This is a genomic window from Streptomyces sp. NPDC002669, assembly GCF_042889165.1.
Taxonomy (GTDB): Bacteria; Actinomycetota; Actinomycetes; order Streptomycetales; family Streptomycetaceae; genus Streptomyces.
On record NZ_JBIAQQ010000004.1, the window covers coordinates 300161 to 324574 of the forward strand.

Consider the following 24414-nt stretch of genomic DNA (forward strand, 5'->3'; position numbering starts at 1 on the left):
GACGGAGGCGGCACTGTGGGCGAGAGCGGCGGCGGGAGCGAGCGCTGGAAGGAGCGCGGCGTCGCGCTGCGCGTCTTCGTGTACGTCTTCGCCACGCACCTCTTCGCGGGCTTCGTCTGGATCCTGTTCTACGTCGGCGAGCACGCCAAGAAGTGAGACGGGCGGAACGGCGCGGGGATGTGGGCGGCACCGGTACGGCCAGCGCCGCGGGGGCGCGGCTGGACGCGCTGTTCGCGGCGGACGACATCTGGAGCGCCGTGTTCGCGCTGGCCGAGGAGGCGCCCGCCGGGCTGCCCGACGCGATCGGGGCCCGCTACGGCCGGGCGCCGAAGGACCGGCGGCGGTACCTCTCCTGGCTGCTCGGGGCCCTCGGCGAACAGGCCGTACCGGTGTTCCTGAGCCTGCTGGGCACGGTCGGCGGGGACGGCCCCGGCGCGATCGACGGGGACGACGCACGGGAGCTGCTGGGCACGGCGGTGCAGCGGCGGCTGGAACTTCCGCCGGCCGAGCTGCACCGGCTCGCCGGGGAGCTCGGCGCGACGGAACCCCTGGTGGACGCGATGGGGCTGTCCGGGGACCCGGGCTTCGTACCGTTCCTCGACGGACTGCTGGACGACGAGCGCCTGCGCGGGCGCGCGGCCCTGGCGCTGGGGCGGCTCGGGGCGCGGGAGCGGACGACGGCGATCGCCCGGCGCCTGCCCGGTCTGACGGGCCTGGACCACGCCACCTTCGTCGTGGCCCTGGAGCTGCTGGGCGACCCCGCGGCGATACCCCATCTCCTGCGGGTACTGGCGGAGGGGCGGGTCCCGGCCTGGGACGCGCACCACGCCCTGGTCGCCCTGACCGGCCAGGACCCGCTGCTCCCCCTGACTCCCCCGGACGGCGACCACGACGAGGCCCTGCGCCGCGCCTGGGCGCGGCGGTCGCCGGAGCACCGCCCCGCCCCGTCGATCGGCCCCCTCGTCCTCGATTCGCCGCGCCGTGCGCACTTCGCTCTCGACGACGGCCGGGGCCGCGTCCGGATCGACTACGACCCGCCCGCACCCGGCTCCTCCTGGCCCCGCTGGGACAAGTCCCTGCGGATCGACGGGGAGCGGGTCTACCACGTCGGTTCGGACTGCGGCACCTGCGAGACGACCCTGGGCCTGCTCGGCTGGCCGCCCCGGACGGCCCGGACGGGCGCGGACCGCCTGCGCGCCGCGCTGGCCGACGTGGACGAGCTGGGCGCCGGTGTCCTCGACGCGTTGGCCCCGGTCGTCGAGGAGCTCCCGTCCGGCCACTACCGCGCCCATCTGCTCGACCTCGGCCTGGAGCGGGTGACCGACCCGGCCGCGTCCTGGACGGCCCGCCGCCACGGGCTGCGGGGGGACGACGAGCGGTACGGCGGGGAGCCCTGCGACGACTGGCCGGGCACCGGCCACTTCCAGCTGCGCGACCGCGTCCCCGGCGAGGTCCCGACGTACGGGGTGCTGCTCCCGTCCCAGCCCCTGGACGCGCTCGACGCGGACACGGTGGCCCGGCACGCCTCGGCGATCGCGGCGGGCCGCCGCCCCACCGCCCTGGCCCTGGCCTGGGTCGAGGACAACTACGTCGAGGCCGAGTACCCCGAGCGCTTCCTGGTCGCCGCCGTCCTGGACGGCCACCACCGGCTCGCCGCCCACGCGGCGGCCGGCGTGCCCGCCAGGGTCCTGCTCCTGTCGAGGGCGGAGGACAACCGGGGCCCGGAAGGGGGCTGGAGCACGGCGTTCGACGAGGTGCTGGGGCGGCTGTAGGGCGGGCCCACGGCTCCGCGGGCCCGCCCCCGCCTCCCTACTTCGTGGCCCACTTCCCGCTCGTCGCGACGGACTTCAGCTGCCGCATGGTCAGTGCGGGCGTCTCCCGGGTGGCCTCCGTCCGCTGGGAACCGGAGTTGAACGCGGACACCACGACCCGGAGGCCGTCCGGACGGATGGTGTCGGCGGTCCACATCACCACGCCCGCGCCGCCCTTCTCGCCCGGCGCCTTGTGCGTGACGACCTTCGTCCCGTCCGGCAGCACCTCCGCCCCGGCCCCGAACAGGCTCTCCTCCACATCCGACATGTTCGGCTGCACGTTGATCTGCACCAGGCTCGCGCCCCTGCCGTCGTCCACGACGACGTACGCGTACCCGTCGTCACCGCGTTCGGCGGTCACCTTCGCGGACGGGGGCAGCAGCGACTTGAACTTCCGCAGGATCGTCCGGCCGTCCTGCCCCTGCGCCGACGGCTGCCGGGCCGGCTCCGGGGCCGCCCTGTCCAGTGCGTTCATCACGGGCCGCCACGCGGCGGAGGTGACGAGCGCCTTCAGCCGGCCTTCCGTGAGCGGGGGGGTGTCCCGGGTGACGGCGGCGCCCTTCTCCGCGGGCGCGTTCCACTCGCTGGCGTCGACCGAGTATCCGTCGGGGGTCACGAGATGGGCGTTCCACCGCTTGGTGTCCACGCGCTTGTCGGGGTACTCGTACCCGCGCAGCAGCGTCAGGCGCGAACCGTCGGCCAGGGTCTCCGTCCGGCAGGAGTCGTAGGGCGTGAAGACCTTGTCGGGGCATTCGAGCAGCTGTTTCGCCTTCGTGCCGTCCGGGTCCACGGTTCCCACGCTCACACCGATCGCGGCCCCGCCCCTGCCGTCGTCGAGGACGAGGTGTGCCCACGGCCCGAGCCGGTCGGCCGTGCCGCGCCCCGACCGCCCGCTGACCTTCCCCTCCGGCAGCAGCCCCTCCAGCGTCCTGATCACCTGTTGCGCCGAGAGTTCCGGCCCCCTGCCGGGCGACGTCTTCGCCGCGGGGAGAGTCTCCTGCGCCGTCGGCCCCGCGGCCACGCCCGACCCGCCGCGTCCCGAACCGTCACCGAGCGCCCCCGTGGCGTACGAGGCCCCGAACCCCACGACCGCGAGCGCCGTGACGCTGCCGGTCACGGCCGCGATCCGCCTGCGCCGCTGCCTGCGCCGGCCACGCATGACGCCGCCGTCCACCAGCGGGCGCCCCTCCATGGCGAAACCCTCCCCGGTGCGCCGCAGCGCGTCACCGAGCCCGCCCTCGAAGGCGTCCAGGTCCTCCTGCATTCCGGACATGCCGAATCACCACCCTTTTCTCGTCGTCGGTCGAGTTGATCGCCGGGCTGACCGCCGGGCCGATCAGTGCGCGGAGAGTTCTCCGATGCTGTCGCCCAGCAGCGCCCTCAGCCGGGCGAGGGCACGGGTGCTGCGGGTGCGCACCGCGGCGGAGCTGACGTCGAGGACGTCCGCGGTCTCCGCGACGGACCGGTCCTCCCAGTACCGCAGCACGACCACCGCACGGTCCTTCGCCGGCAGCTTCCGCAGCGCGTCCAGGAGCGTGAGCCGCAGCGGGGAGTCACCCTGCGTGCTCGCCCCCGGCCCCTCGGGCAGGTCGTCGCTCGGCCGCTCTCCCGCCGAACGCTTCCGCTGGTGCGCCAGAAAGACCCGTACGAGCACGGTCTGGGCGTACGCCGCCGGATTGCCGAGCTTCGACGACCTGCCCCACACCACGTACATCCGCCCCAGCGTCTCCTGCACCAGATCCTCGGCGAGATGGGTGTCGCCGCTGGTCAACAGGCACGCCGAACGGAAGAGATGGCCCATGCGGGCCGCCGCGAACTCCCGGAAGGCGTTCTCCTGGGACCGTCTCATCCGCCACCCTCCCCCTTGCCCCGTCATCCACACCCTTCAGATGCGCCGGGGGCGGCAGGATGTTTCACCCCGGCTCGTCGTACGGGAAAACGCGGGGAGCGCGGCCCCTTCCGGGGTCGTAGGACCCGGGCCGCACCACGACCGGCCCCCGGACCGATGCGGCCCGGCACCCCGCCCGCCTACGCTGCGGTCGCCGGTACGCGGAAGGGCGCACCGCCGACCGCAGAGGAGCCCCCGCCGCGTGCCGTTCACCGGACAGACCCACATCCGCCTCGCCCGGCCGTCCCGGGACCTCGCCGCCGCCGAACGCTTCTGGGCGGACGGCCTCGGGCTCACGGTCCTGTTCCGCGCCGACGCGGGCCGGGCCGCCGGCACGCACGACCTCCTGATGGTCGGCCACCCGGAGGCGTCCTGGCACCTCGAACTCGTCCACGGCGGCGACCACCCCGTCGAACCGCGCCCCACCGACGACGACCTGCTCGTCCTGTACTTCGACGGACCCGTGCCGGAAGAGACGGTGCAGCGCCTGCTGGCCCACGGCGGCACCCGCGTCCCCTCGCCGAACCCGTACTGGAACGAGTGGGGCGTCACCGTCGAGGACCCGGACGGCTACCGGCTCGTCCTCTGCCGCCGCAGCTGGTCCAACGCCTGACGGCGGCAGAAGGCACGCCGGGCAGGAATGATAGTTGCTGGGTATCATTGCGTCATGCTGTATGGGATGCCACACCTGGATTCGGCCGACCTTCAGGTCCTGGAGCAGATCGACGGTCTGCGCGAGCAGTTGCGGCACGCGGTGCAGCAGGTTCCGACGAAATGGACTCTTGACCTGCGCAAGGCCCTGACGGCCAGCGCCATCGCGGCGTCGAACACGATCGAGGGCTACCGGGTCGATGCTGTGGACGTCGCCGACTTGATGGACGGCGAGCGCGAGGTCGAGGCCAGCGACGAGAACAAGGCGGAGACACTGGCCTACCAGCAGGCCATGACGTACATCCAGTCACTGCACGACGTGGCCGACTTCCGCTACAGCAAGGAACTCCTCAACAGCCTGCACTGGATGCTCCAGGGACATCATCACCCCCGCAAGCTCGCCGGGCAGTGGCGCAGGACCTCGATCCGGATCACCGCGCCGGGCGACGAGCTCGCCACCGATTACGAAGGGCCCGATCAGGAGCGGGTTCCCGGGCTCATGAGCGAGTTCGTGGAGTGGCTCGACGAAGGGGACCTGGACAGTCATGTCCTGCTCCGTGCCGCCATGGCCCACCTGAACCTGGTGAAGATCCATCCCTGGTCCGATGGCAACGGCCGTATGTCCCGCTCGCTGCAGACCCTCCTCATCGCGCGCGGCGGCGTTCTCGCTCCGGAGTTCTCCTCGATCGAGGAGTGGCTGGGCATGCCGGGCAACACCTGGGAGTACTACAAGGTGCTGCGAGAGGTCGGAGGGCCGGTCTGGTCCCCGGAGCGGGACACCCTGCCCTGGATCAGGTTCAATCTGCTCGCCTACCACCAGCAGACCCAACGGGTGCAGCGCCGTGTCGACCGTTCCAACGACTGCTGGATGCAGCTGATGGAGGAGACGAGCGCGCACGGCGTCACGGAGCGGCAGGTCACCGCGCTGCACGAGGTGGCGATGGTCGGCCGGGTGCGGCGCAGCCGCTACGAGAAGGCCGAAGCGCTCAACACGCAGCAGGCCACGCGGGATCTGCAGGCACTCACCAAGGCGCAGTTGCTGACGGCCGTGGGCCGGACGAAAGGCCGTCACTACGTCGCGGGACCACGGTTTCCGGAGCGGGTGCTGGCCACAGCACGTCGGCATCACACCATCAGCAACCCTTACGCCACGTGATCCCGTGCTGCCGCACGAGGAACGCGAGGCCGGAAAGACCGGTGCCCCGGGCGGTGGGGCGCGTTAGGCTCTGCCCCATGACTTCTGCACCGTGCCGGAACTGGTGGCGCTCCTTCTAGGAGCGGCCGCCTTCCCTCTGCACGGAATCAGGGCCGTTCGAAACGGACGGCCCTTTTCTCTGCCCTCGTACGGGTGCGGATGCCGATCCCGGCGGGCCGTCCTCCACGCAACCAGCACCGCGAGGAGACAGATCCCATGAACACCGCCACCGCCACCGCCCCCGACGCCGCCGTCGAGTCCGTGTCCGCCGCCGCCGTGTCCGCCCGGCGGCGCAGCGCCGAGCTGGAGGAGGAGATCCGGCGGGCCCCGGAGCGGTTCCGGGTGATGACCGGGGACCGGCCCACCGGGCCGCTGCACCTCGGGCACTACTTCGGCACCCTCCACAACCGCGTCCGGCTCCAGGACCTCGGGGTGGACGTCTTCGTGATCATCGCCGACTACCAGGTGCTCACCGACCGGGACGTCGCCGACCGGCTCACCGGGCACACGGAGGCGATGCTGCTGGACTACCTGGCCGTCGGCATCGACCCGGCACGCTCGACCGTCTTCAACCACAGCGCCGTGCCCGCGCTGAACCAGCTGATGCTGCCCTTTCTCAGTCTCGTCTCCGTCGCCGAGCTGAACCGCAACCCCACCGTCAAGGACGAGATCGCGCACTCCCGGCAGTCCGCCGTCAGCGGGCTGATGTTCACGTACCCCGTGCACCAGGCCGCCGACATCCTGTTCTGCAAGGGGAACCTGGTGCCGGTCGGGCAGGACCAGCTGCCGCACCTCGAAGTGACCCGGACCGTCGCCCGCCGCTTCAACGAGCGGTACGGGGCGGTGTTCCCCGAACCGGACGCGCTGCTCTCCGCCGCGCCGCTGCTCCTGGGCACCGACGGCACCAAGATGAGCAAGAGCCGGGGCAACTCCATCGCGCTCGGGGCCACCGCCGACGAGACGGCCCGGCTGATCAAGGGGGCGAGGACGGACGCCGAGCGGCACATCACGTACGAACCGGAGACCCGGCCCGGGGTGTCGTCGCTGGTGCTGCTGGCGGCGCTCTGCCTGGACCGCGACCCGCACGCGGTGGCACAGGAGATCGGCGGGGGCGGCGCGGCGGTCCTCAAGCGGACGGTGACCGAGGCCGTCAACACCCGGATGGCGCCGATCCGGGCCCGGCGGGCCGAGTACGCGCGGGACATGGGGTACGTACGGTCGGTGCTCCGGGCCGGGAACGAGCGCGCCGTCGAGATCGCCGGGGCGACGCTGGACGAGGTGCGCGGGGCCATGGGCGGCGTGCTCTGAGCCGAGGCGTGCGGTGCGGGCGGCCCGGCCGGTGCTCCCGTGGTGTGCCCGGCCGGTCCGTCAGGCGGTGGGCTCCCCCGGCCAGGCGTTCCGGGCCGCGAGGTCCAGGATCAGGGCCGCGATGTTCCAGGCGTCGTCCGCGCCGCTGTGGTGGCGGCCCTCCAGGGGAAGGCCCGCGATCTCCAGGGCGCGGGCCATGCCGGGGCGCTTGCGCAGTCCGTGGGCGGCGGTGAAGGGGATCTTGGCGTTGGTGTGGCGGTGGCCGAACGGGTACGGGGTGCCGGTCGCCCGGCACTGGCGGACGAACTGGTTGCGGTCGTAGTCGCCCCAGCTCGCCCAGGGCAGCATCCCCGAGCGGTGTTCGGCCGCCAGCAGCCGGCATGCCTCGGCGAAGGAGACCCCCGTGTCCACCTCCGCCCGGGTGAGGCCGGTCAGCTCGGTGCAGAAGGCGCTGACCGTGGACCGGGCGGGCCGGACCAGGATGCGGTGGCGGGCGATCCTTCCCGGGAGCACCGGCTTCCTCGACCCCGGCCGGGCCGGGGAGGCGGCGCCGGCCGCGCGCAGGTCGACGACGGTCAGTCCGATCTCGATGATCTCGCTGACCGCGCCGGGCGGCGGCTGCCCGTCCCAGCAGGTCGCCTCGATGTCGATCACGTTGAGGAGGCCGGCGGCGTCGGTGTCCATGGGGGGAGGGTAGGGGGGCGGGCGGATGCCGGGCACCCGGTTTTCCGCCGGGTCCCGGGCTTTCGCCGGGTCCCGGTTCTTCGCCGGACTCCGGTTCTTTGGCGGGTCACGGTTCGCCGAGGGTCCGGCGCGTTCCCGGCACGCCCCGTCGGTGTCAGGGCCTCGTCGGTGCCACCGGGCGGCGTCGGCGGAGCAGTTCGGCCAGGCCGCGTCGGGTGGCGGCGATCACCACGCGGTCCTGGGGGCGCAGCACGTACCCGGGGTGCAGGTCCCAGACCAGGCCGGACGGGCGGTCGGGGGAGGCCGGGGAGGGGAGGGCCAGGTCCGGGAGGCGGTCCTCGGGCGGGGTGGCGTCCAGGGCGAGGACCCGCCAGGCACCGGCCCGGAACGCCTGCTCCACCGTGCGGCCCTCCAGCTGCGAGTGGCCCGCCACCTCGATCGCCGCGAACAGCATCACCTTCCGCTCGACCGGGATCGCGCCCAGGATCTGGCGCCCCATCATGGCGACCGCGAAGGTCGGGGCGGCCAGGTGGGAGACGGAGCGGGACCGGGTCACGGCCTGCGGATGCGCGGTGCGCAGGGTGCGGTAGACGGCGGTGGCGAACTCGTCGTCGTACAGGCGCAGCGCCACCCGCAGGTCGTGCTTGACCGAGCGGGCGTACAGCGCGGCCTCCAGGTTGGTGGTGTCGATGCTGGTCAGGGCGAGGAGCGCGCGGGCGCGCTGGATCTTCGCCGCCTCCAGGACGCCCTCCTGGGTGACGTCGCCCAGGACCACCGGTACGTGCAGCCGCCGGGCCACGGGGATGCCGCGCGCGTCCGGGTCGTCCTCCACGCACACCACCGGGATGCCGAGCTCGCGCAGCCGGACGAGGACCCTCGTGCCGATCTTGCCGAGGCCGAGCAGCACCACGTGGTTGGACAGGCCGCGCGGCGGGCGGCGCAGGGACGACGCCGTGCGGATCGAGCCGAACGCCTCCAGCACGCCCGCCACGAGCAGCGGCAGCAGCATCAACCCGGCGACTCCGGAGAGGATTTGGATGAGCTGGCGGGCCGTCGGTTCGCCGACCGCCGGGTCGCCCATCGCGAACAGGTCGAGCAGCGTGAGGTACGTGGCGTGCAGCGGGTCGTCGCCGGTGGTGAGCGTCGAGGCGACGGCGAGGCCCACCACGGCCAGGCCGACCCCCAGCGCCGACCAGCGCAGCCGCCGCGAGAAGACCTGGCTCAGCGGTGCTCCCCGGCCGCCCATCGGGGGCGGCGGCCCGGACGGGCCCGCCTGGCTGACCGCCTCCAGGACCACCGTGCCCCGGTTCGTGGCGGCCGACAACTGCCGCTCGTCCGGCAGGAGCTGGGGACCCTCGGCGCCGCTGCTGTCGGAGCCCTCGGTGCCCGCCGGGTCATGGGTGGTGGAGGAGAGCAGCGCGAGGGTGCACAGGCCGGGGTCGGCGATCTGCCCCTCGCCGGGCGGGGTGCGTTCGGCGGCGCGCAGCAGCAGGCCCTCCGCCTGGATGACCTTGCTGGAGCCGGTGAGGACGGTCGCGGCGAGGGCGGGGGCCGCGGTGTCGGCGTCGGACAGGACGGTGGTGGAGGCGTCCAGGGCGGCCGGGTCCAGGCCGGGCACGGCGAGGGCGGCGGCCTGGTCGAGCAGGGTCTCCAGGTGCTGGCCCAGCTTGCGGTTGTAGAGCCGGATGACCAGCCGGAGCCGGGGGTTGATGCGGCGGGCGGTCAGCGCGGCGCGGATGTTGCGCTCGTCGTCCTCGTAGACCAGTGCCAGCGCGGCGGCCGACGCGACGCCCGCCTCCTCCAGCGCCTCGTCGGACGGTTCCGCCGCCTCCGTGACGCGGACGGCCTCGACACCGGCGTTGGTGTCGTCGCCGAGGGCGTCGGCCCCGCCGGTGCCGCCGGACCGGTTCATCGCCGAGGACATCCGGCCGAACAGCGCCGCCGCCAGGCCCCGCCCGGCCAGCGGCAGTTCGGGTCTGCGGTCGTCGCGGCCGGGCGGCAGGACGAGGGTCACCCGCTCCCCGTACACGTAGCGCAGCTCGACGGCGAGCCGCCGGGCCAGTGCGTCGTCTCCGCAGACGACCATGTGTCCGCTGAACGGGGAACGTTGGGGCTGCTGGGGAAGCTGAGGCACGTGTCCCAGCATGCCTTGCTCCTCTCCTCCGTGGGTGGCCGGTGCGTGTCGGGCGGTCGGCCGTCAGCGGTCCTCCGGCGGCGGGCCGGCCTGCGGTGCCGCGTGCCGGGCCTGCGGGTTGGTGAGCAGATGGCGCGGGTCGGCGACCCGGACGATGGCCGACTCGACCGCCGCGATCCGGTCCGCGAGCAGGCCCAGCGCGGCGACGGCCCGGGTCATGGGGTCGCCGTCCGGTCCGCCGAGCGCCTGCGTGCGCACGTAGGAGGCGGTGATCTCCGACCAGCGCGCGGCCTGTCCGTCGGTGAGCCGGCCGCGCAGCGCGGCCAGTTTGAGCAGGTTCGACTCGGCGCCCGAGGTCAGCGTCTGGGCCTCGCCCGCGTAGTGGTCGTCGATGACGGCGTCGATCTCCGCCGCGTTCATCACCGGCACGATCCGCGCCGCGATCTTGTTCATGTCGCGGTAGGAGCCCTGGAGCCGGAACGGCGGTTCGGTGCGCGTCGCGTCCGTCTGCGCCGCCGACGCGATGTACGCGGCGTTCACGGCCAGCACCGTCTCCCGGGCGGTCAGCAGATGGCGCAGGACGGCGACGATCCGTTCCACGTCGGCGGGCGGGTAGGGGTGTTCGAGCCGGTCCGCGCGGGCCGAGGGATCGTCGGAGGCCAGCCGTACGAACAGGGCGAGGTCCTCGCGGGAGCGCCCGGCGAGCGGGGCGAGCACCGGGTTGGCGGTCAGCGCGTTCTCCACGAAGCTCAGCGCGAAGACGTCCTCGCGCCCGCTCAGCACCTCGCCGAGGTTCCAGACGTCGGCCCGGTTGGCGAGCATGTCGGGGATGCGGAACCTGGCCCCCGACTCCGTGTACGGGTTGCCCGCCATGCACACCGCGAACCGCTTGCCCCGCAGGTCGTGGCTGCGCGGTTCGCCGTCCTTGACGCCCTCGATGCGGCGGGTGGCGTCGCAGAGCGGGATGAACTTCTGGAGCAGTTCGGGCGAGGTGTGCTGGATGTCGTCGAGGTAGAGCAGGGTGTTGTTGCCGGACTCCAGCGCGAAGTTGATCTTCTCGATCTCCTGGCGGGCGGTCGCGGTGCGGGCCTGGGCCGGGTCGAGCGAGGTCACGTCGTGGCCGAGGTTGGGTCCGCTGATCTTGACGAGGACCAGGCCGAGCCGGTCGGCGACGTACTCCATCAGCGTCGTCTTGCCGTAGCCGGGCGGCGAGACGAGCAGCAGCAGGCCCTGCGAGTCGGTGCGCCGGTCCGCGTCGGCGGTGCCGATCTGCTTGGCGAGGCTGTCGCCGATCAGCGGCAGGTACACCTCGTCCAGCAGCCGGTTGCGGACGAACGCCGACATGACGCGCGGCCGGAGGTCGTCCAGCCGCAGCCGGGAGCGCGCGGCGTCCACGAGGGCGGTGCGCCGGCGCTGGTAGGCGCGGAAGCCGGGTACCACACGGGCGCGGAACTTATCCGTGCGGGCGAGGAGTTCGTCGATGCGGACGGTCAGCGTGCCCCGGTCGATGCGCGGGTGGGTGCCGAGGAGGCCGTCCACCCGCTCGGTGAGCGGGGCCTCGCACTCGTACCGTTCGAGCACCGGTTCCGGGCAGAGCTCCACGGCGACCGACTCGGCCAAATCCCCCGCGTCGAGCGGGGTGCCGCTCGACGCGGCGTACGAGGTGAGCCACCCCTCGACAAGTTGACGGCGGGCGTGGAGGTCGTCACCGAGTGCGGCCAGGTCCTCGTCGTAGGCCGAAGTTCCGGTCGTACGGCGGAACTTGTCGAGGAAGGTGCGGACGGTGGCGCTGGTGACGAAACCGGCCGGGCCACTTGTCAATTCTTCGAAGAGGTACTCGGCGACGGCCGCCGGGTCGACCGTCCCGGCGCTCCCGGGCCCGGTCCCGTCGGACGCGATGCCGTCCTGCGTGGCGCCGTCGGCCCTGGTGCTTTCATCCCGAATGACGGGAGAGGCCCAGGAGTTGTCGTCCCGGATGGCGGCCGCCCACTCCCGCTGGAGGGCGGCGACGGCCGGGGCGAGACCGAAAGTGTCGCGGGCGCGGGCGAGCGAGACCGCCCGCCGGGTCCACGAGCCGCGCCGGGCCTCGTCCGTGCCGTACGCCCAGAAGAGTTGCGCCGCCGCGCGTACGGCGGGCGGCCGGCGCAGCAGACCGGCCGCCGGGTGCAGCCGCAGCAGGGCGGCGAGGATCGCGGTGGCGTCCTCGTCGTGGACCCCGCGCTGATGGCCCTCGTCGTACGCGGCGGCGGCCGACTCCCTTACCAGCGCGGCGAGTTCGTCCGGGGACAGGGCGGCCAGGGCGTCCGCGCCCCGTTCGGCCAGGAGCCGGGCCGCCAGGTGCTCGCCCCGGTAGACCCGCGGGGACTCGGAGGGGAGGGTCTGCTCCCAGTACGGGCGGGTCTCCTCGAACCCCGGGTCGGTGACCGGCGCCCGGTAGTCGGTGCCGGTGAGCGCGAACGCGAGCCGGTCCCCGTGCGGGACGAGCGTGAGGTCGAAGGGCTGGGTGTTCACCGCGAACCGGTGCCGGCCCAGCCGGATCGTGGCGCCGCCGTCCGCGTACAGCTCGCTGCGGTCGCGCAGCGCCCGGCCGGCCTCCTGGCGGGCGGCCAGCAGCTGTCCGTCGAGTTCCTCCGCGCGCACCGGGTCGCCGAGTTCCCGCAGCTCGTCCGCGGTGCGGCGGACCTTGGCGACCATCGGGTCGGAGGCGAAGTAGGTGTGCACGGCGTCCGGGTCGGCCAGGGCCGACACCCGCCGGGAGACCGTCTCCAGGATGCGGGCCGCGGAATCGGCCAGCCGCTCCGCCCGCCGGGCGCGGGCGTCCTGAAGGGTCTGCTTGCGGGCCGAGAACGCCTCGTGGATCTCGGTCCGCCGCTCGGCCAGCTCGGTGAGGAAGTCGTCGAACTCGGCGAACCGCGACTCCAGGTCCTCCAGCCGCACGAGCAGCCGGGCGAGCTGGTCGTCGCAGGCGTCCGGGGTGTCGGCGGCGGCGATCGCCCCCGTGACGGCCTGCCCGAGCAGCGCGAACTCGGCGGCGAACTCGGCCCGGCCCTCGTGGTCGAGCAGTTCGCGGCGGCGCGCGTCGAGCGTGGCGCGGGCCCGGTTGACCCCGCCGAGCACCTCCGCGATCCGCTCCAGGATGGAGGTCCGGACCGTGGCGTCGCCGATGTCGAGCCCGGCGACGACGTCCGTGACGGTGCCGAGCCCCTCCGTCGTCTCGGTCAGCCGGTCGCCGAGCGCCGCCGCGTCCGCGACGGTGGCGAGCGCGCCCGCCTCGGCGGTGAGGCGGGCGATGTCCTCGTGGTAGCCGGCGAAGGCGTCGTCCCGGGAGAGGAAGGAGACGGCGCGCCGGGCCACCGCCTCGATGTCGGCGGCGGTGTCGGCGGAGAGCTCCGCGACGCGTTCGGTGTCCGCGTACCGCATCTCGGCGAGGGTGGCCACATGGCCGTGGGCGCGGCGCAGCTCGGTGAGCCGGTCCACCCACTCGGCGGCCGTGCGCGGGACCTCGCCGCGGCTGCGGCGGACGAGCGCGGTGATGCGCTCGGTGGCCTCGGTCAGCGCGTCGGCGGCCTGCCGGGTCAGCTCCCGCACCGTCTCGAACTCGGTCAGCACCTGCTCGGCGGTGGCCCTGAGCTCGGCCAACGGGTCGGCGAGGGTGCCGAGTTCGGGGTCGGTGAGCCAGTGGTAGCGGTCGGTGGCGCGGACGCAGTCCGCGACCAGCCGGGCGTACACGGCGGCGGTCGGGGTGGTCTCGGTGGCGCCGTGGGCGAGGGCCAGGCAGTCGGAGATGCCGCGCACCAGATCGGCGTTGCCGACCCGGGCCAGCGGCCCGTCGGCGGCGGGGCGGGAGGCGGCGTGGGTGTCGGAGACGTACGGGGTGTGCCAGCGCTGCACCTGGTGGACCCGGGCCGGTTCGTCGCCGGTGGCGGTGGTGCGCAGCAGGACGAGCGTGCCGTCGTCGAGCAGGGCGTGGCCGCGGCCCTGGAGCGGGGTGGCGACCTCCTGCCGGATCAGGTTGTACGGCAGGAGCAGGCTGCGGCCGTCGTCGGGGGAGCGGAAGACGTACAGGACGTCCTCGCCGTTCGGGGAGCGGACCGCGCCCTCGAAGAGCGGGGCGGAGAGCGGCTCGGCGATGTCGAAGGTCTTGGCGGTGCCGGTGGTGAGGTAGTAGCCGCCGGGGAAGATGATTCCCTGGTCCTCCGGCAGCCGGTGGCAGGCCGGGCCGATGCCGTCCAGTCGCAGCACGGTGCCGAGCAGCGAGTTGAAGACCAGGTGCCGCCAGGACTCCTCGTTGTACGGGCGGACCCGGAGCAGGACCAGCGGGCCGATCGTGGCGTGCTCCACCTCGGCGTCGGCGAGGGACTGGAGGGGTTCGGTGACCGGTTCCTCGTAGATGCCGTGCGGGGTGTCGGTGTCGTTCTCCGTCTTGACGGTGAGGGTGCCGCCGAGCGTGTCGACGAACAGGACGGCCCGCGCGCCGTCGCCGTCGCCGCCCACCGCGATGTGCGGGTGCCGGCCCGGCACGTGCGACTCGCGGCCCGCGACGGTCCAGGTGAAGTCGTGCGAGGGCGGGAAGACGTGGTCGCGGTCGCCGCGCGCGTCGAGGAAGGCCCCCGGCGAACCGTCCGCGGCGAGTGCCCAGCGCAGCACCCGGATGCCGTCCGCGCTCTCGCCGGTGCGGAAGACGGCGAGCAGCCTGCCGTCCACCCGGCGCAGCCGCAGCAGCCGGGCGTCGCGGTAGTAGCGGTGCAGGGCGGTGAACTCGCGGACGAAGTCCTCGTCGGCCGGCGGGCCGCCCGCAACGGGGGCGTCCAGCTCGGGCCCGTACAGGGCGAGCACGTCGGACACCTCGGCGGTCCCGGTCGCGCCCGGGCCCCGCTCGAAGCCGAACAGCAGCCGGCCGCCGACGGCCACCAGGTCGCGGGGGACCGACGCCTGCTCGGTGCGGATCTGCTCGGTGCCGGTGAGCCGCAGCTCGGTCGAGCCGAACTCCTCGGTGCGCCGGGTGTTGAGCGCCTCGGCGCGGCGGGCGAGTTCGGCGGCCCGGTCGCCCAGCCGGCGGCGCAGCACGTCGTACGTTCCCGCGTCCACGGGGCCGCCGGCGGGCGTCGCGGTCGTGGTGTCGGTGTCCATACGTGCGGCTCTTTCTGCGAGGTGTGAGAGGGGCGCGGGGCGGGCGCTTCCCGATGGGCGCTTCTGGGCGGGTGGCCCGGCCCGGGGCCTGTGCGGTGGACCCCGGGCCGGGCCGGTCGGGCGGTCGTTACCCGGCGACCGGCGTCCCGTTGTGGGCCGCGGCCTCGACCGGTGCCGAGGTTCCCGCCGGTACGGGCGCCTCGACGACCGCGGACGCGTCACCCGCCGCCAGTGCCCCGCCCACTGCGGAGACCGGCACATCGGCGAGTCCCAACTCGCGTGCTGCGGCCAGCAGTTGCTGCACCTGTCCCGGTGCGACACCGGTGCCCGGGGCCCGCATCATCCGGGTCAGCAGCGCCGACACCGTCAGGTTGCGGACGTCGCCCGTCGAGACCGATCCGACCATCCGGGTCAGGTCCTCGGTGAAGGACGAGGTGCCGTTCAGCCACGGACCGGCGAGGGCCTTCGCCGTGTCCGAGTTCTCCACGAACCCGTCGAGGCCCTTGCCCATCGAGACGGCCGAGACCAGCCGGTCGAAGAAGACCGACTCCCCGCCGACGATGTCGATGTCGGCGTTCTCCAGGCCGGTGGCCAGCACCGTCGCCTGGGCCTCGGCCACCTGCCGCTGCACGTCGAGCCCGGCCAGCCGGATCTCCTTCTCCGCGGCGAGCCGCAGCCGGTACTCCTCGTGGCCGCGCGAGGCGTCGTCCAGCGCCGCCATCGCGGCGGCCTTCTCGGTGAGGCCCGCGGCCTCGGCCTTCAGCTTCTCGCCGATCATCGCGGCGTCGGCCACCGCCTGGGCCTGCGTGCCCTCCGCCTCGGCGAGGGCCTTGAGCCGGGCCCCCTCCGCCTCGGCCTTGAGCCGGGCGGACGTGGCCTCGGCCTCGGCGAGACCGGCCTTCTCGATGACGTCGGCCTCCGCCTCCCGCACCTGGACCTCCGCGAGGCCGGGCGCGGCGGACTCCGCCTGGATGCCCTCGGCCAGCCGCAGCTTGGCCTGCGCGTCCAGGTCCGCGGTCTTCAGCCGGGCCTCGGCGAGCGTCAGCTGCTCGGCGGCCAGGTGGGAGGCCGCGGCCTCGGCGGCCTCGGCGGCCTTGATGTCCTTGACCAGCTTCTCCTGGGCCTCCGCCTCGGCGGCGATGATGACCGACCTGCGGGTGCGCTCGGACTCCTCGACGGCCCGCAGCGTCTTGATGGACTCCTCCTGCTCGGCGACCGTGCGGTCCACGGCGATCCGCTCGCGGATCACGTCGGCGACCTCGCGGCGCTCGGCCTCGACCTCCTTCGTCGCGGCGATCCGGTCGAGCTCGGTCTGCCGCTCGCGCCCGATGACCTCCAGCAGGCGGTCCTTCTCGATCCGCTCGTTCTCCACCGCGATGACCCGCTCGCGGTTCTTCTGCGCGACGGCGATCTCCCGGGCCTGGTTCTCGCGCTGGATGCCGAGCTGCTCCTCGGTGCGGATGAACGCGGCCTGCGCGCCGAGCCGCTCCTCCTCCTGGACCTTGGCCGTGGCGGCCTCCTCTCGGGCCCGCAGCGTCTCGACCTCGCGGCGCTGCTTGATCTCGGCCTCGGCCTGCCGGCGCTCCAGCTCCAGGATGGTCTCGCGGGCGTCGACGTCCTGCCGGGTGATCTCCTTCTGCTCGGTGCGCTGGTACTCGTTGGTGCGCACGTGCTCGATCGCCGTCAGCTCCGTGATCTTGCGGATGCCCTGCGCGTCCAGGATGTTCGCGCCGTCGAGCTGCGTCATCGGCGTCTGTTCCAGGAAGTCGATCGCGGCGTCGTCGAGGTGGTAGCCGTTCAGGTCCGTCCCGATGACCCGGATGATCCGGTCCCGGAACTCTTCACGCTTGGTGTACAGGTCGACGAAGTCCAGCTGCTTGCCGACGGTCTTCAGCGCCTCGGAGAACTTCGCGGCGAAGAATTCCTGGATCGCGACCTTGTCGCTGGCCCGCTCCGTGCCGATGGCCTGGGCGACCTTGATGACGTCCTCGACGGTCTTGTTGACCCGGACGAAGAACGTGATGTGGATGTCGGCGCGGATGTTGTCCTGGCAGATCAGCCCCTCGCGCCCGGTGCGGCGGATCTCGATGGTCTTCACCGAGATGTCCATGCTCTCGGCCTTGTGGAGCACCGGCAGGACGACGGCACCGGTGAAGGTGACGTCGACCTTCTTGGTCTTGGAGATGATCAGCGCCTTGCCCTGCTCCACCTTGCGGAAGAGCCGGGTGATGACGAGGAGCAGGGCGATGGCGATGAGCAGGACGACGGCTACGAGAACGCCGAAGCCCCAGGTGATGGCATCCATGACAGTCCTTGGCGGCTGGTGATGAAGAAGGTGGAGCGGCGGGGCCGGCGGCGCGACGGGGCGCCGGGCGGCTCACCGTGCGGCGGGCACGACGGGACTCGGCGGGTGGTGCCGTGGGTCCGGTCGGGTCAGCCGGTGCGGCGTGGGGTGCGGCGCGCGCCCGTGCGCTGCGCCGTGCGTGGTCGCGGTGGTGGCGGCGGTCCCGGGTCCAGGGCCTTGTCGTACGCGGAGACCCAGAAGAACTCGCCCGCCTCGTCGTACGCGTACAGCAGTCCCGCACTGCCCGAGGTGAGGGCGTCCGCGCCGCCCGGGCCGAGGGCCGCGCCGTCCGCCGGTCCGGCCAGTCTGACCTGGACGATGGCGGTGGACCCGTCGGCCGCCACGACCTCGGCCTGGCCGAAGTCGGAGCTGACGGAGCCGGTGCGGATGGTGCAGACCCGGCCGAGGAAGTCCTGCCGCGAGGGCGGGGGTTCGTCCGGGAAGCGCCGGCGGAAGCAGCGTACGAAGCCCCGCGTCGCGATCCAGCCGATCAGCAGCGCCCCGGCGAACACGGCGCAGGCGAATCCGGCCCGGACGAGCCCGGTGGTGCCGCTGCGGTGCATCAGGACGGTGCCGGTGAGGCTGGTGAACCAGCCGACGACGACCAGCACGGACACCGTGACGGTGACCGGCACCCCGCCGATCCCGGCGACGTCGGTGTCGAGGTCCCCGTCGAAGGAGTGGTGATCGGCGGCTCCGGCCAGTACCAGGAGCCAGAAGAAGACGACGACGGCGAGGGCGGCGCCGAACGGAACGGCCGGAAAGGACGTTGCCGCGTTCAGGAACTCCCGCATCGGTCCTCCCCCTGCTGTCTTTCCGGTCCGGGCGGGGCGGTCCCGGCTGTCGCGGGCAGCGTGAAGCGACTCCGCGGCAGCCGGGATTTCCCCCGATTTCCCCCGTGTTCCCCCGTTGTGGTGCTGATGAAATCGTGTCATTCGGGGGGCCGGTGTCGCACTGCCGGAGTCCGGCAATCTTTACTCGTCCTTGATGCCGGGCACCGGCATCGCCCGATAGGCGTTGAGCGATTGTCGAAGTCGCGTCAGGACCGGAGGAGAAGCGCGTGGCGGAGCCGGAGATCCCCGAGGAGTGTCTGGGGGACTACATCCACATCCTGGCCGATGCCGCCGCCACCGGCCGCCGTCTCACCCGGGACGAGCTGGACGACCGCCGTCGGCTGGGCCGGGAGGCCGCCGAGGCCGGGTACCAGCTGCGGGCCCTGGTCGCCATGCACCTCGCGGCGACCCGCACCTCCTGGCCGCTGGGCACCACGGCCGACACGGCGGCCACCGAATCGGTGCTGGCCGCGGTCGAGCAGGCCGTCGACGCCTTCGCCGAGGGCTTCGAGCGGGCCCAGCGGCTGACGGTGCGGCGGGAGGAGGCGGCGCGCCGCGAGTTCATCGACGACCTGCTGTACGGGCGCAGCGACCTGGGCCGGCTCGCCGAGCGGGCCACCCGGTTCGGGCTGCGGCTCTCGCGCGCCCACGCGGTCGCGGTGGCCACGGGCCCGGAGGCGTACACGGAGACCGACTCCGTGCCGCGCACGGTCGAGACGGCGCTGCTCGCCCGGTTCAGCGGCCGGAAGATCCTGATCACGACGAAGGACGGGCGGCTGGTCTGCATCGCGCCGGGCAGCCAGCCCGACGTCCTGCGGTACTTCGCCAAGCAGGCGCACGCGGCGACGGACGGCGGCCGGGTCGCGATCGGCCGCCCGCACAAGGGCCCCGGCGGCGTCGTCCACTCGTACGACGAGGCGCTCGACGCCCTCGACCTCGCGGACCGGATGGGCCTGGAGGACCCGGTGCTGCACTCGGCGGACCTGCTGGTCTACCCGGTGCTGACCCGCGACCGGCAGGCGATGGCGGATCTGGTGCGCAACGAACTGGGTCCGCTCCAGCAGGCCCGCGGCGGCGCCGTGCCCCTGCTGAAGACGCTCGCCGTCTACTTCGACGCGGGCTGCGTGGCGGCCGAGACGGCCCGCCGGCTGTCGCTGAGCGTACGGGCGCTCACCTACCGCCTGGAGCGGATACACCAGCTGACCGGGTCCGACCCGTCCGACCCGATGCACCGCTACACCTTGCAGACGGCGGTCATCGGGGCCCGGCTGCTGGACTGGCCCGCCAACGAACTGTGACGGCTGACCGGCCGGCCCTGTGAACGGACGGACGGCCGGTCGGTCCCGGTCCTTTGGTCGGTCAGCCGGCCTCGGGGGCGAAGGGGCCGTCCGGGCCGAACGCGAGCCGCGCGAAGTTCTCGCCGATGCGGCGGTGCCCCTCGGGGCCGGGGTGGATCCCGTCGGGCAGCGGGAACTCGGCGTGGTCCCGCTCGCCGTACAGCTCGCGGCCGTCGAGGTGGTGCAGATTCGGGTCGTCGGCCGCCCGCTGCCCGACGATCCGGGCGAGTTCGTCGCGGACGACGTTGAGCGTCAGGCGCCCGGCGGCGCGCTCGGCAGGGTCGCCCGTCGCCCTGAACTTCAGGGTGCCCTCGGAGAAGTCGGGGGCGAGCGGGCCGGGGGTGTCCTCCTGGACCGGGCACAGCACGGGGGACACGACCAGCAGCGGGGTGGTCGGGTGCCCCTCGCGGATGGTGTCGAGGAAGCCGTGCACCGCGGGGCCGAAGGCCCGCAGGCGCATCGCGTCGGCGTTGACGACGTTGATGCCGATCTTGAGGCTGATCAGGTCCGCGGGGGTGTCCCGCATGGCCCGGGCGGTGAACGGGTCGAGCAGGGCGCCGCCGCCGAACCCCAGGTTGATCAGCTCCACCCCGCCCAGGGCCGCGGCCAGGGCCGGCCAGACGGCGGTCGGTCGGGCGGCGTTGGAGCCATGACTGATGGAGCTGCCGTGGTGCAGCCACACCCGGCGCCCGCGGTCCGGTACCGGTTCGACGGGGGCGTCGGTGCGCAGGGCGACCAGTTCGGTGATCTCGGTGTGCGGGAGCCAGATCTCGACGTCCTTGTCCCGGGCCGGGAGGCCGGTGAAACGGGCGGTGCCGACCGGTCCCTCGGTCAGTTCGGAGGTCTGGGCGACCATGTCGGTGATCGTGCGGACGTTGCCGCCGGTCACCGTGGCCTGTGCTGCGAGGCGGCCGTCGACCAGCAGGTCGTACACGCCGTCCGCCGGGGCCGGGAAGCCCCGGTAGGCGCGCTTGGTGGGCAGGGTGTCCAGCTCGACGGCGGTGGCCCGGGTGCGCAGGACCAGCCGCACGCCGGAGGGCTGGGCCTCGGTCATGGCCAGCTGCTCGTCGGGGATCTGACGGCGTGCGGCGGCGGGCAGCCGGTGCGGGAGCAGGCCGCGCGCGGTCGGCTCCAGGTCGAGGAAGCCGCGCAGGAGGTCCGCGGTGAGGGGCGTGGTGATCCAGCCGTGCTCGGTGCTCATGGTTCTGTCCAGCCTGTTGATCAGGACGTACGGGGCGTACGGGGGAGGTGTACGGGGCGTACGAGGGAGACGTGCGGGGTGTACGGGGGCGTACGAGCGGTCCGGGCGGCACCGGTGTACGCGGGGTGCGGCGGGGCGCGGTTGCCCGTCGGTCAGGACGCGCCCCGGCTGCGCAGCAGGGCGTCGAGGGAGTCCAGGGTCCAGCGCCAGGACTCCTGCGGGTCCACGGCGGTGTGGTCGAAGCCGCCGGCCAGCTCCAGGCTGATGTAGCCGTGGAAGACGCTGCCCAGCATCCGGACCGCGTGTGTCTGGTCGGGCTCCGACAGGTCGTAGCCGCGCAGGACGGCGCGCGTCATCTGCGCGTGCCGGACACCGGCACTGGCGGCCGCCGTTTCGGGGTCGAGTCTGAACCGGGCGGCGTCGTACCGGCCGGGGTGCTCGCGGGCGTAGTCGCGGAAGGCGTTCGCGAAGGCGGCCAGGGCGTCCTTGCCCGCCCGTCCGGCGAGGTCGGCGGAGACCCGGTCGGCCAGCTCCTCCAGCGCGAGCAGGGCGATCCTGGTCCTGAGGTCGTGCGAGCTCTTCACGTGCGAGTACAGGCTCGCGACCTTGACGTCGAAGCGTCGGGCGAGCGCCGAGACGGTCACCTGGTCGAAGCCCACCTCGTCGGCGAGCTCCGCGCCCGCCCGCGTCAGGCGCTCCGGGGTCAGCCCCACTCGAACCATAATCCTTCTCCTCTTCGGCGAAAGCAATTATGGAGTTACCTAAAGCCTTTAGGCAACTTGGAGGATGGCGTGAGGAGCCGCCGGCCGTGCGCGGGAGGCCGTGGACCGGGCCGGAGGGCAGGGGGGCGGGGCCCGGTGCTCCGGCGCCCGCACGGGAAACGGGCGCCGGGCCGGGGAAGGATTGGCCGGGGGCGCGCAGGGGGATTGCGCACCCCCGGCCGGCCGGGCACGGACCGGTGGTCGGTCGGTCCGCGGGGGTCCCGGCGGTTCGGGGGACCGGTCGGCCGGCCCGTGGGCGGCCCCGGCCCGCGGGGCGGAGCCGCGCGGGCGCGGAGGCCGCACGGGGCCGGGCGCCGTACGGGGCCCGGAGGGCGTACGGGCCGCCGGTCGCGGTGGTGGGGTCCTACAGGTCGAACTCGTGCGGCGGGAGGTCGAGCGCGAAGCACGCCTCCCGCACGACGGCCTGCTCCGACTTGTCGAAGTCGCCGTCGGCGCCGCCGATGACGATGCCGATCTGGATGACGGCGCGCGCCTCGGCCGGCTTCTTCTTCGCCTTGGCGATCTCCTGGAGCACGCTGACCTTGCCGAAGGCGAAGTCGGCCGTGAGCTTGTTCACGTAGTCGTTGAAGCGGCGCTGGAGGTCGTCCGCCGGGAAGTTCCGCAGGACGTCGTTGGTGGTGATCAGGGCGGCGACGCGCTGACGCTCGGACGGGTCGATGGAACCGTCGGCGGCGGCGACCAGGGCGCACATGGCCATGCTCGCGTCGCGGAACGCCCCGCTCTTGAGGTCGTTCTTCTTCGCTTCCAGCTGCGACTGCATCGACGAAGCGGATTCCTTGATCCGATCCCACAGTGCCATGACGTCTCCATACGTTGCGTGTGTTGCCGGAGTGGGTTCCAATTCTACAGACGTGTAGAAGTTAGCAGCAGGGGCGTCCCCCCGCGTACCGGAACCGGTGATGAGCGGGTCGCTGCGACGTCGCGGCGGGCGCGGCGGCGCAGCGACCCCCTCGGCGCGGCCGGGCCCGACCGGCGCCACCCGGACAACGAACCACCCCGCGACGGAGTGCCCGCCCCCCCGGCCCCGTGCCACGACCCGCACGAACGGGTGACCCCGGCGGGAAGCCCGCGCGCGCCGGCCCGGCCGCGGGCACTCCGCACGGCGGCCGGACACGCGTAGGGGGCGCGACCGGACCGGTCGCGCCCCCTACGTGGTCCGTACGGTGTCCGGCCTCAGTCCGTGGACGGGGCGAGCTGCTCCTTCACGGGCCGCCCTTCCGCGTCCTGTGCGTCCTGAGCGGTCTGTGCGGCCTGCGGGTCCTGCGTGGTCTGCGCGGTCCGCCCCGGCTGTTCCTCCGCGGCAGGCCCCTGCGCGGCGGGTGCCGGGCGGGTCGCGGGGGCGCCGCCCCTGCCGGTCTCCTCGCCCCGGCCGCGCCACGCCTGGACGCGGGCCGCGACCGGCTGGGTCCAGCGGGCGGTGAGCGGTCCGACGATGACGAGGATGAGGACGTACGCGGTGGCGATGGGGCCGATGCGGGGCTCGGTCGCCACGGCCAGACCGGCGATGACGATGGAGAACTCGCCGCGCGCGACGAGCGTTCCGCCGGCCCGCCACCGTCCGCGCTCGCCGATCCCGGCGCGCCGGGCCGCGTACCAACCGGTGCCGATCTTGGTGAAGACGGTCACGACGGCCAGCAGTGCCGCCGGCAGCAGCACCGGCGGGATCTCGGCCGGGTCGGTGGAGAGCCCGAAGAAGACGAAGAAGACGGCGGCGAACAGGTCCCGCAGCGGGGTCAGCAGCTTGCGCGCGCCCTCGGCGACCTCACCGGAGAGCGCGATGCCGACCAGGAACGCGCCGACCGCGGCGGACACCTGGAGCTCCTGGGCCACACCGGCGACCAGGACGGTCAGACCGAGGACCACCAGGAGCAGCATCTCCGGGTTGTCGGAGGACACGGCCCGGCTGATCAACCGTCCGTGCCGCAGCGCCAGGTAGAGCACGAAGCCGACGGTGCCGAGCGCGATGAGCAGCGCGATGCTGCCCCCGGCGAGGCCCACCCCCGCGAGCATCGCGGTGAGCAGCGGGAGGTAGACGGCCATCGACAGGTCCTCGATGACGAGGACCCCGAGGATGACGGGCGTCTCCCGGTTGCCGAGCCGTCCCAGGTCGGTGAGGACCTTCGCGATGACGCCGGACGAGGAGATCCAGGTGACCCCGGCCAGTGCGACGGCCCCCACGGGCCCCCAGCCGAGCAGCAGCGCCGCCACCGCTCCCGGCGTCGCGTTGAGCACGAAGTCCACGGCGCCGGACGGGTACTGGGTCTTGAGACTGGTGACCAGTTCCGACGCGCTGTACTCCAGGCCGAGCAGGAGCAGCAGCAGGATGACGCCGATCTCGGCGCCCACGGCGGTGAACTCCTCGCTGGCCCCCAGCGGGAGGAGACCGCCGTCGCCGAAGGCGAGGCCGGCCAGCAGGTAGAGCGGGATCGGCGAGAGTCCTATCCGTCCGGCGAATCGGCCGATGAGCCCGAGGCCCAGAATGACGGAGCCGAGCTCCACCAGCAGTGCGGTCGTGTCGTGCACGGTCAGCCCTCCGAGATGATGTCGGCGAGCGCGTCGACGCCCTCACGAGTACCGACGACGACGAGTGTGTCCCCGATGGCCAGCCGGAACTCCGGGCCGGGCGACGGGTGCGCGCTGTGCGTCCGCAGGACGGCGACGATCGAGGCGCCGGTCCGGGTCCGTGCCTTGGTGTCGGCGAGCAGCCGACCGCCGTACGGGGAACGCGTCCCGAGCGGGATGTGCTCGGTGACCAGATCTATGCCCTCGGTCCGCACGGCGTCGATGGGTGCGGCGTCGATGAGGTGGGCCAGCCCGGTGGCCTCCTGCGGTGTCAGGGGTACCGAGAGGAGGCATGAATCGGGGTCGTCCTGGTCGTAGAAGCCGATGAACCGACGCCCGTCGTGGTGGACGACGACGGAGATGTGCTGGCCCGACTCGGTCGTGTAGTCGTACTGCACACCGACTCCGGGCAGCGTGATGCGGTGGGTTCCCATGGCTTCCTCCCGAGAGGTACGGCTGTTTTCGGACATGCTTGGTGAACTCTTTATCGGCGCATTACCTTATCCGGAGACTTCTGCGGGCCTCGTGCCCCGCCACGGAGCGGGACCCGGACC

At 73.4% G+C, this 24414-nt stretch carries 18 protein-coding genes; 6 read left to right on the plus strand and 12 right to left on the minus strand.

Features of this window, described 5'->3' with window-relative positions; translation table 11 throughout:
* Positions 1 to 15 precede the first annotated feature (15 nt).
* A complete protein-coding gene (locus ACFYW1_RS08230; protein ID WP_384222821.1) occupies positions 16 to 156 on the plus strand; it encodes a DUF6126 family protein in 141 nt (46 codons plus the stop codon).
* A 23-nt stretch (positions 157 to 179) separates the two neighbouring features.
* Positions 180 to 1772, plus strand: a complete 1593-nt coding sequence (locus ACFYW1_RS08235) for a hypothetical protein (protein ID WP_388988872.1) — start codon at positions 180 to 182, stop codon at positions 1770 to 1772.
* 37 nt (positions 1773 to 1809) lie between these two features.
* On the opposite strand, the gene ACFYW1_RS08240 is transcribed toward ACFYW1_RS08235, so the two are convergent.
* Complete coding sequence (locus tag ACFYW1_RS08240; protein ID WP_388988875.1) at positions 1810 to 3084, minus strand: hypothetical protein; 1275 nt, start codon at positions 3082 to 3084, stop codon at positions 1810 to 1812.
* Between the two features lie 63 nt (positions 3085 to 3147).
* Positions 3148 to 3660 (minus strand): SigE family RNA polymerase sigma factor, encoded by a 513-nt coding sequence (locus ACFYW1_RS08245; RefSeq protein WP_388988878.1) that lies wholly within the window; start codon positions 3658 to 3660, stop codon positions 3148 to 3150.
* Between the two features lie 241 nt (positions 3661 to 3901).
* Here ACFYW1_RS08245 and ACFYW1_RS08250 point away from each other — a divergent pair, with 241 nt between their 5' ends.
* The 3 genes from ACFYW1_RS08250 (at position 3902) to trpS (ending at position 6853) form a co-directional block, all read left to right on the plus strand.
* The gene (locus ACFYW1_RS08250) at positions 3902 to 4312 is read left to right on the plus strand and encodes a VOC family protein (RefSeq protein ID WP_388988881.1); all 411 of its coding nucleotides are present in this window, start codon (positions 3902 to 3904) and stop codon (positions 4310 to 4312) included.
* A 54-nt stretch (positions 4313 to 4366) separates the two neighbouring features.
* Complete coding sequence (locus ACFYW1_RS08255; RefSeq protein WP_388988884.1) at positions 4367 to 5506, plus strand: Fic family protein; 1140 nt, start codon at positions 4367 to 4369, stop codon at positions 5504 to 5506.
* 255 nt (positions 5507 to 5761) lie between these two features.
* Positions 5762 to 6853, plus strand: a complete 1092-nt coding sequence (trpS, locus tag ACFYW1_RS08260) for a tryptophan--tRNA ligase (RefSeq protein ID WP_388988887.1) — start codon at positions 5762 to 5764, stop codon at positions 6851 to 6853.
* 60 nt (positions 6854 to 6913) lie between these two features.
* On the opposite strand, the gene ACFYW1_RS08265 is transcribed toward trpS, so the two are convergent.
* From ACFYW1_RS08265 to ACFYW1_RS08285, 5 genes are all read right to left on the minus strand, one after another.
* Positions 6914 to 7537, minus strand: a complete 624-nt coding sequence (locus ACFYW1_RS08265; RefSeq protein ID WP_388988890.1) for an exonuclease domain-containing protein — start codon at positions 7535 to 7537, stop codon at positions 6914 to 6916.
* Between the two features lie 154 nt (positions 7538 to 7691).
* A complete protein-coding gene (locus tag ACFYW1_RS08270) occupies positions 7692 to 9683 on the minus strand; it encodes a potassium channel family protein (RefSeq protein ID WP_388988893.1) in 1992 nt (663 codons plus the stop codon).
* Between the two features lie 51 nt (positions 9684 to 9734).
* A complete protein-coding gene (locus ACFYW1_RS08275; RefSeq protein WP_388988896.1) occupies positions 9735 to 14801 on the minus strand; it encodes a DNA repair ATPase in 5067 nt (1688 codons plus the stop codon).
* Positions 14802 to 14928: 127 nt separating this feature from the next.
* Entirely contained in the window at positions 14929 to 17106 is a 2178-nt protein-coding gene (locus tag ACFYW1_RS08280) for a flotillin family protein (protein ID WP_388988899.1), read from the minus strand.
* Between the two features lie 128 nt (positions 17107 to 17234).
* A complete protein-coding gene (locus ACFYW1_RS08285; RefSeq protein WP_388988902.1) occupies positions 17235 to 17939 on the minus strand; it encodes a hypothetical protein in 705 nt (234 codons plus the stop codon).
* 266 nt (positions 17940 to 18205) lie between these two features.
* Between ACFYW1_RS08285 and ACFYW1_RS08290 the strand changes: the two genes are divergently transcribed.
* Positions 18206 to 19276 (plus strand): PucR family transcriptional regulator, encoded by a 1071-nt coding sequence (locus ACFYW1_RS08290; protein ID WP_388988905.1) that lies wholly within the window; start codon positions 18206 to 18208, stop codon positions 19274 to 19276.
* Between the two features lie 61 nt (positions 19277 to 19337).
* Here ACFYW1_RS08290 and ACFYW1_RS08295 read toward each other — a convergent pair whose 3' ends face one another.
* The 5 genes from ACFYW1_RS08295 to ACFYW1_RS08315 all read right to left on the minus strand — a co-directional run bounded on the left by ACFYW1_RS08295 (position 19338) and on the right by ACFYW1_RS08315 (position 24294).
* Positions 19338 to 20516 (minus strand): GDSL-type esterase/lipase family protein, encoded by a 1179-nt coding sequence (locus ACFYW1_RS08295; RefSeq protein ID WP_388988908.1) that lies wholly within the window; start codon positions 20514 to 20516, stop codon positions 19338 to 19340.
* Positions 20517 to 20668: 152 nt separating this feature from the next.
* Positions 20669 to 21238, minus strand: a complete 570-nt coding sequence (locus tag ACFYW1_RS08300) for a TetR/AcrR family transcriptional regulator (protein WP_388988911.1) — start codon at positions 21236 to 21238, stop codon at positions 20669 to 20671.
* Between the two features lie 403 nt (positions 21239 to 21641).
* Positions 21642 to 22097 carry a tellurite resistance TerB family protein gene (locus ACFYW1_RS08305; protein ID WP_388988915.1) on the minus strand — a complete coding sequence of 152 codons (456 nt, stop codon included), beginning with the start codon at positions 22095 to 22097 and terminating at the stop codon, positions 21642 to 21644.
* A gap of 374 nt (positions 22098 to 22471) precedes the next feature.
* The gene (locus ACFYW1_RS08310) at positions 22472 to 23821 is read right to left on the minus strand and encodes a cation:proton antiporter (RefSeq protein WP_388988918.1); all 1350 of its coding nucleotides are present in this window, start codon (positions 23819 to 23821) and stop codon (positions 22472 to 22474) included.
* 2 nt (positions 23822 to 23823) lie between these two features.
* Positions 23824 to 24294: a cation:proton antiporter regulatory subunit gene (locus ACFYW1_RS08315; RefSeq protein WP_388988921.1), complete on the minus strand. Its 471-nt coding sequence runs from the start codon at positions 24292 to 24294 to the stop codon at positions 23824 to 23826.
* Between the last annotated feature and the right edge of the window lie 120 nt (positions 24295 to 24414).

Bases quoted from the DNA above. Each gene is read 5' to 3' on its own strand.
- ACFYW1_RS08240 (WP_388988875.1), bottom strand. From the start codon at position 3,084: ATGTCCGGAATGCAGGAGGACCTGGACGCCTTCGAGGGCGGGCTCGGT.
- ACFYW1_RS08245 (WP_388988878.1), bottom strand. From the start codon at position 3,660: ATGAGACGGTCCCAGGAGAACGCCTTCCGGGAGTTCGCGGCGGCCCGC.
- ACFYW1_RS08255 (WP_388988884.1), top strand. From the start codon at position 4,367: ATGCTGTATGGGATGCCACACCTGGATTCGGCCGACCTTCAGGTCCTG.
- trpS (WP_388988887.1), top strand. From the start codon at position 5,762: ATGAACACCGCCACCGCCACCGCCCCCGACGCCGCCGTCGAGTCCGTG.
- ACFYW1_RS08265 (WP_388988890.1), bottom strand. From the start codon at position 7,537: ATGGACACCGACGCCGCCGGCCTCCTCAACGTGATCGACATCGAGGCG.
- ACFYW1_RS08270 (WP_388988893.1), bottom strand. From the start codon at position 9,683: ATGCTGGGACACGTGCCTCAGCTTCCCCAGCAGCCCCAACGTTCCCCG.
- ACFYW1_RS08275 (WP_388988896.1), bottom strand. From the start codon at position 14,801: ATGGACACCGACACCACGACCGCGACGCCCGCCGGCGGCCCCGTGGAC.
- ACFYW1_RS08280 (WP_388988899.1), bottom strand. From the start codon at position 17,106: ATGGATGCCATCACCTGGGGCTTCGGCGTTCTCGTAGCCGTCGTCCTG.
- ACFYW1_RS08285 (WP_388988902.1), bottom strand. From the start codon at position 17,939: ATGCGGGAGTTCCTGAACGCGGCAACGTCCTTTCCGGCCGTTCCGTTC.
- ACFYW1_RS08295 (WP_388988908.1), bottom strand. From the start codon at position 20,516: ATGAGCACCGAGCACGGCTGGATCACCACGCCCCTCACCGCGGACCTC.
- ACFYW1_RS08300 (WP_388988911.1), bottom strand. From the start codon at position 21,238: ATGGTTCGAGTGGGGCTGACCCCGGAGCGCCTGACGCGGGCGGGCGCG.
- ACFYW1_RS08305 (WP_388988915.1), bottom strand. From the start codon at position 22,097: ATGGCACTGTGGGATCGGATCAAGGAATCCGCTTCGTCGATGCAGTCG.
- ACFYW1_RS08315 (WP_388988921.1), bottom strand. From the start codon at position 24,294: ATGGGAACCCACCGCATCACGCTGCCCGGAGTCGGTGTGCAGTACGAC.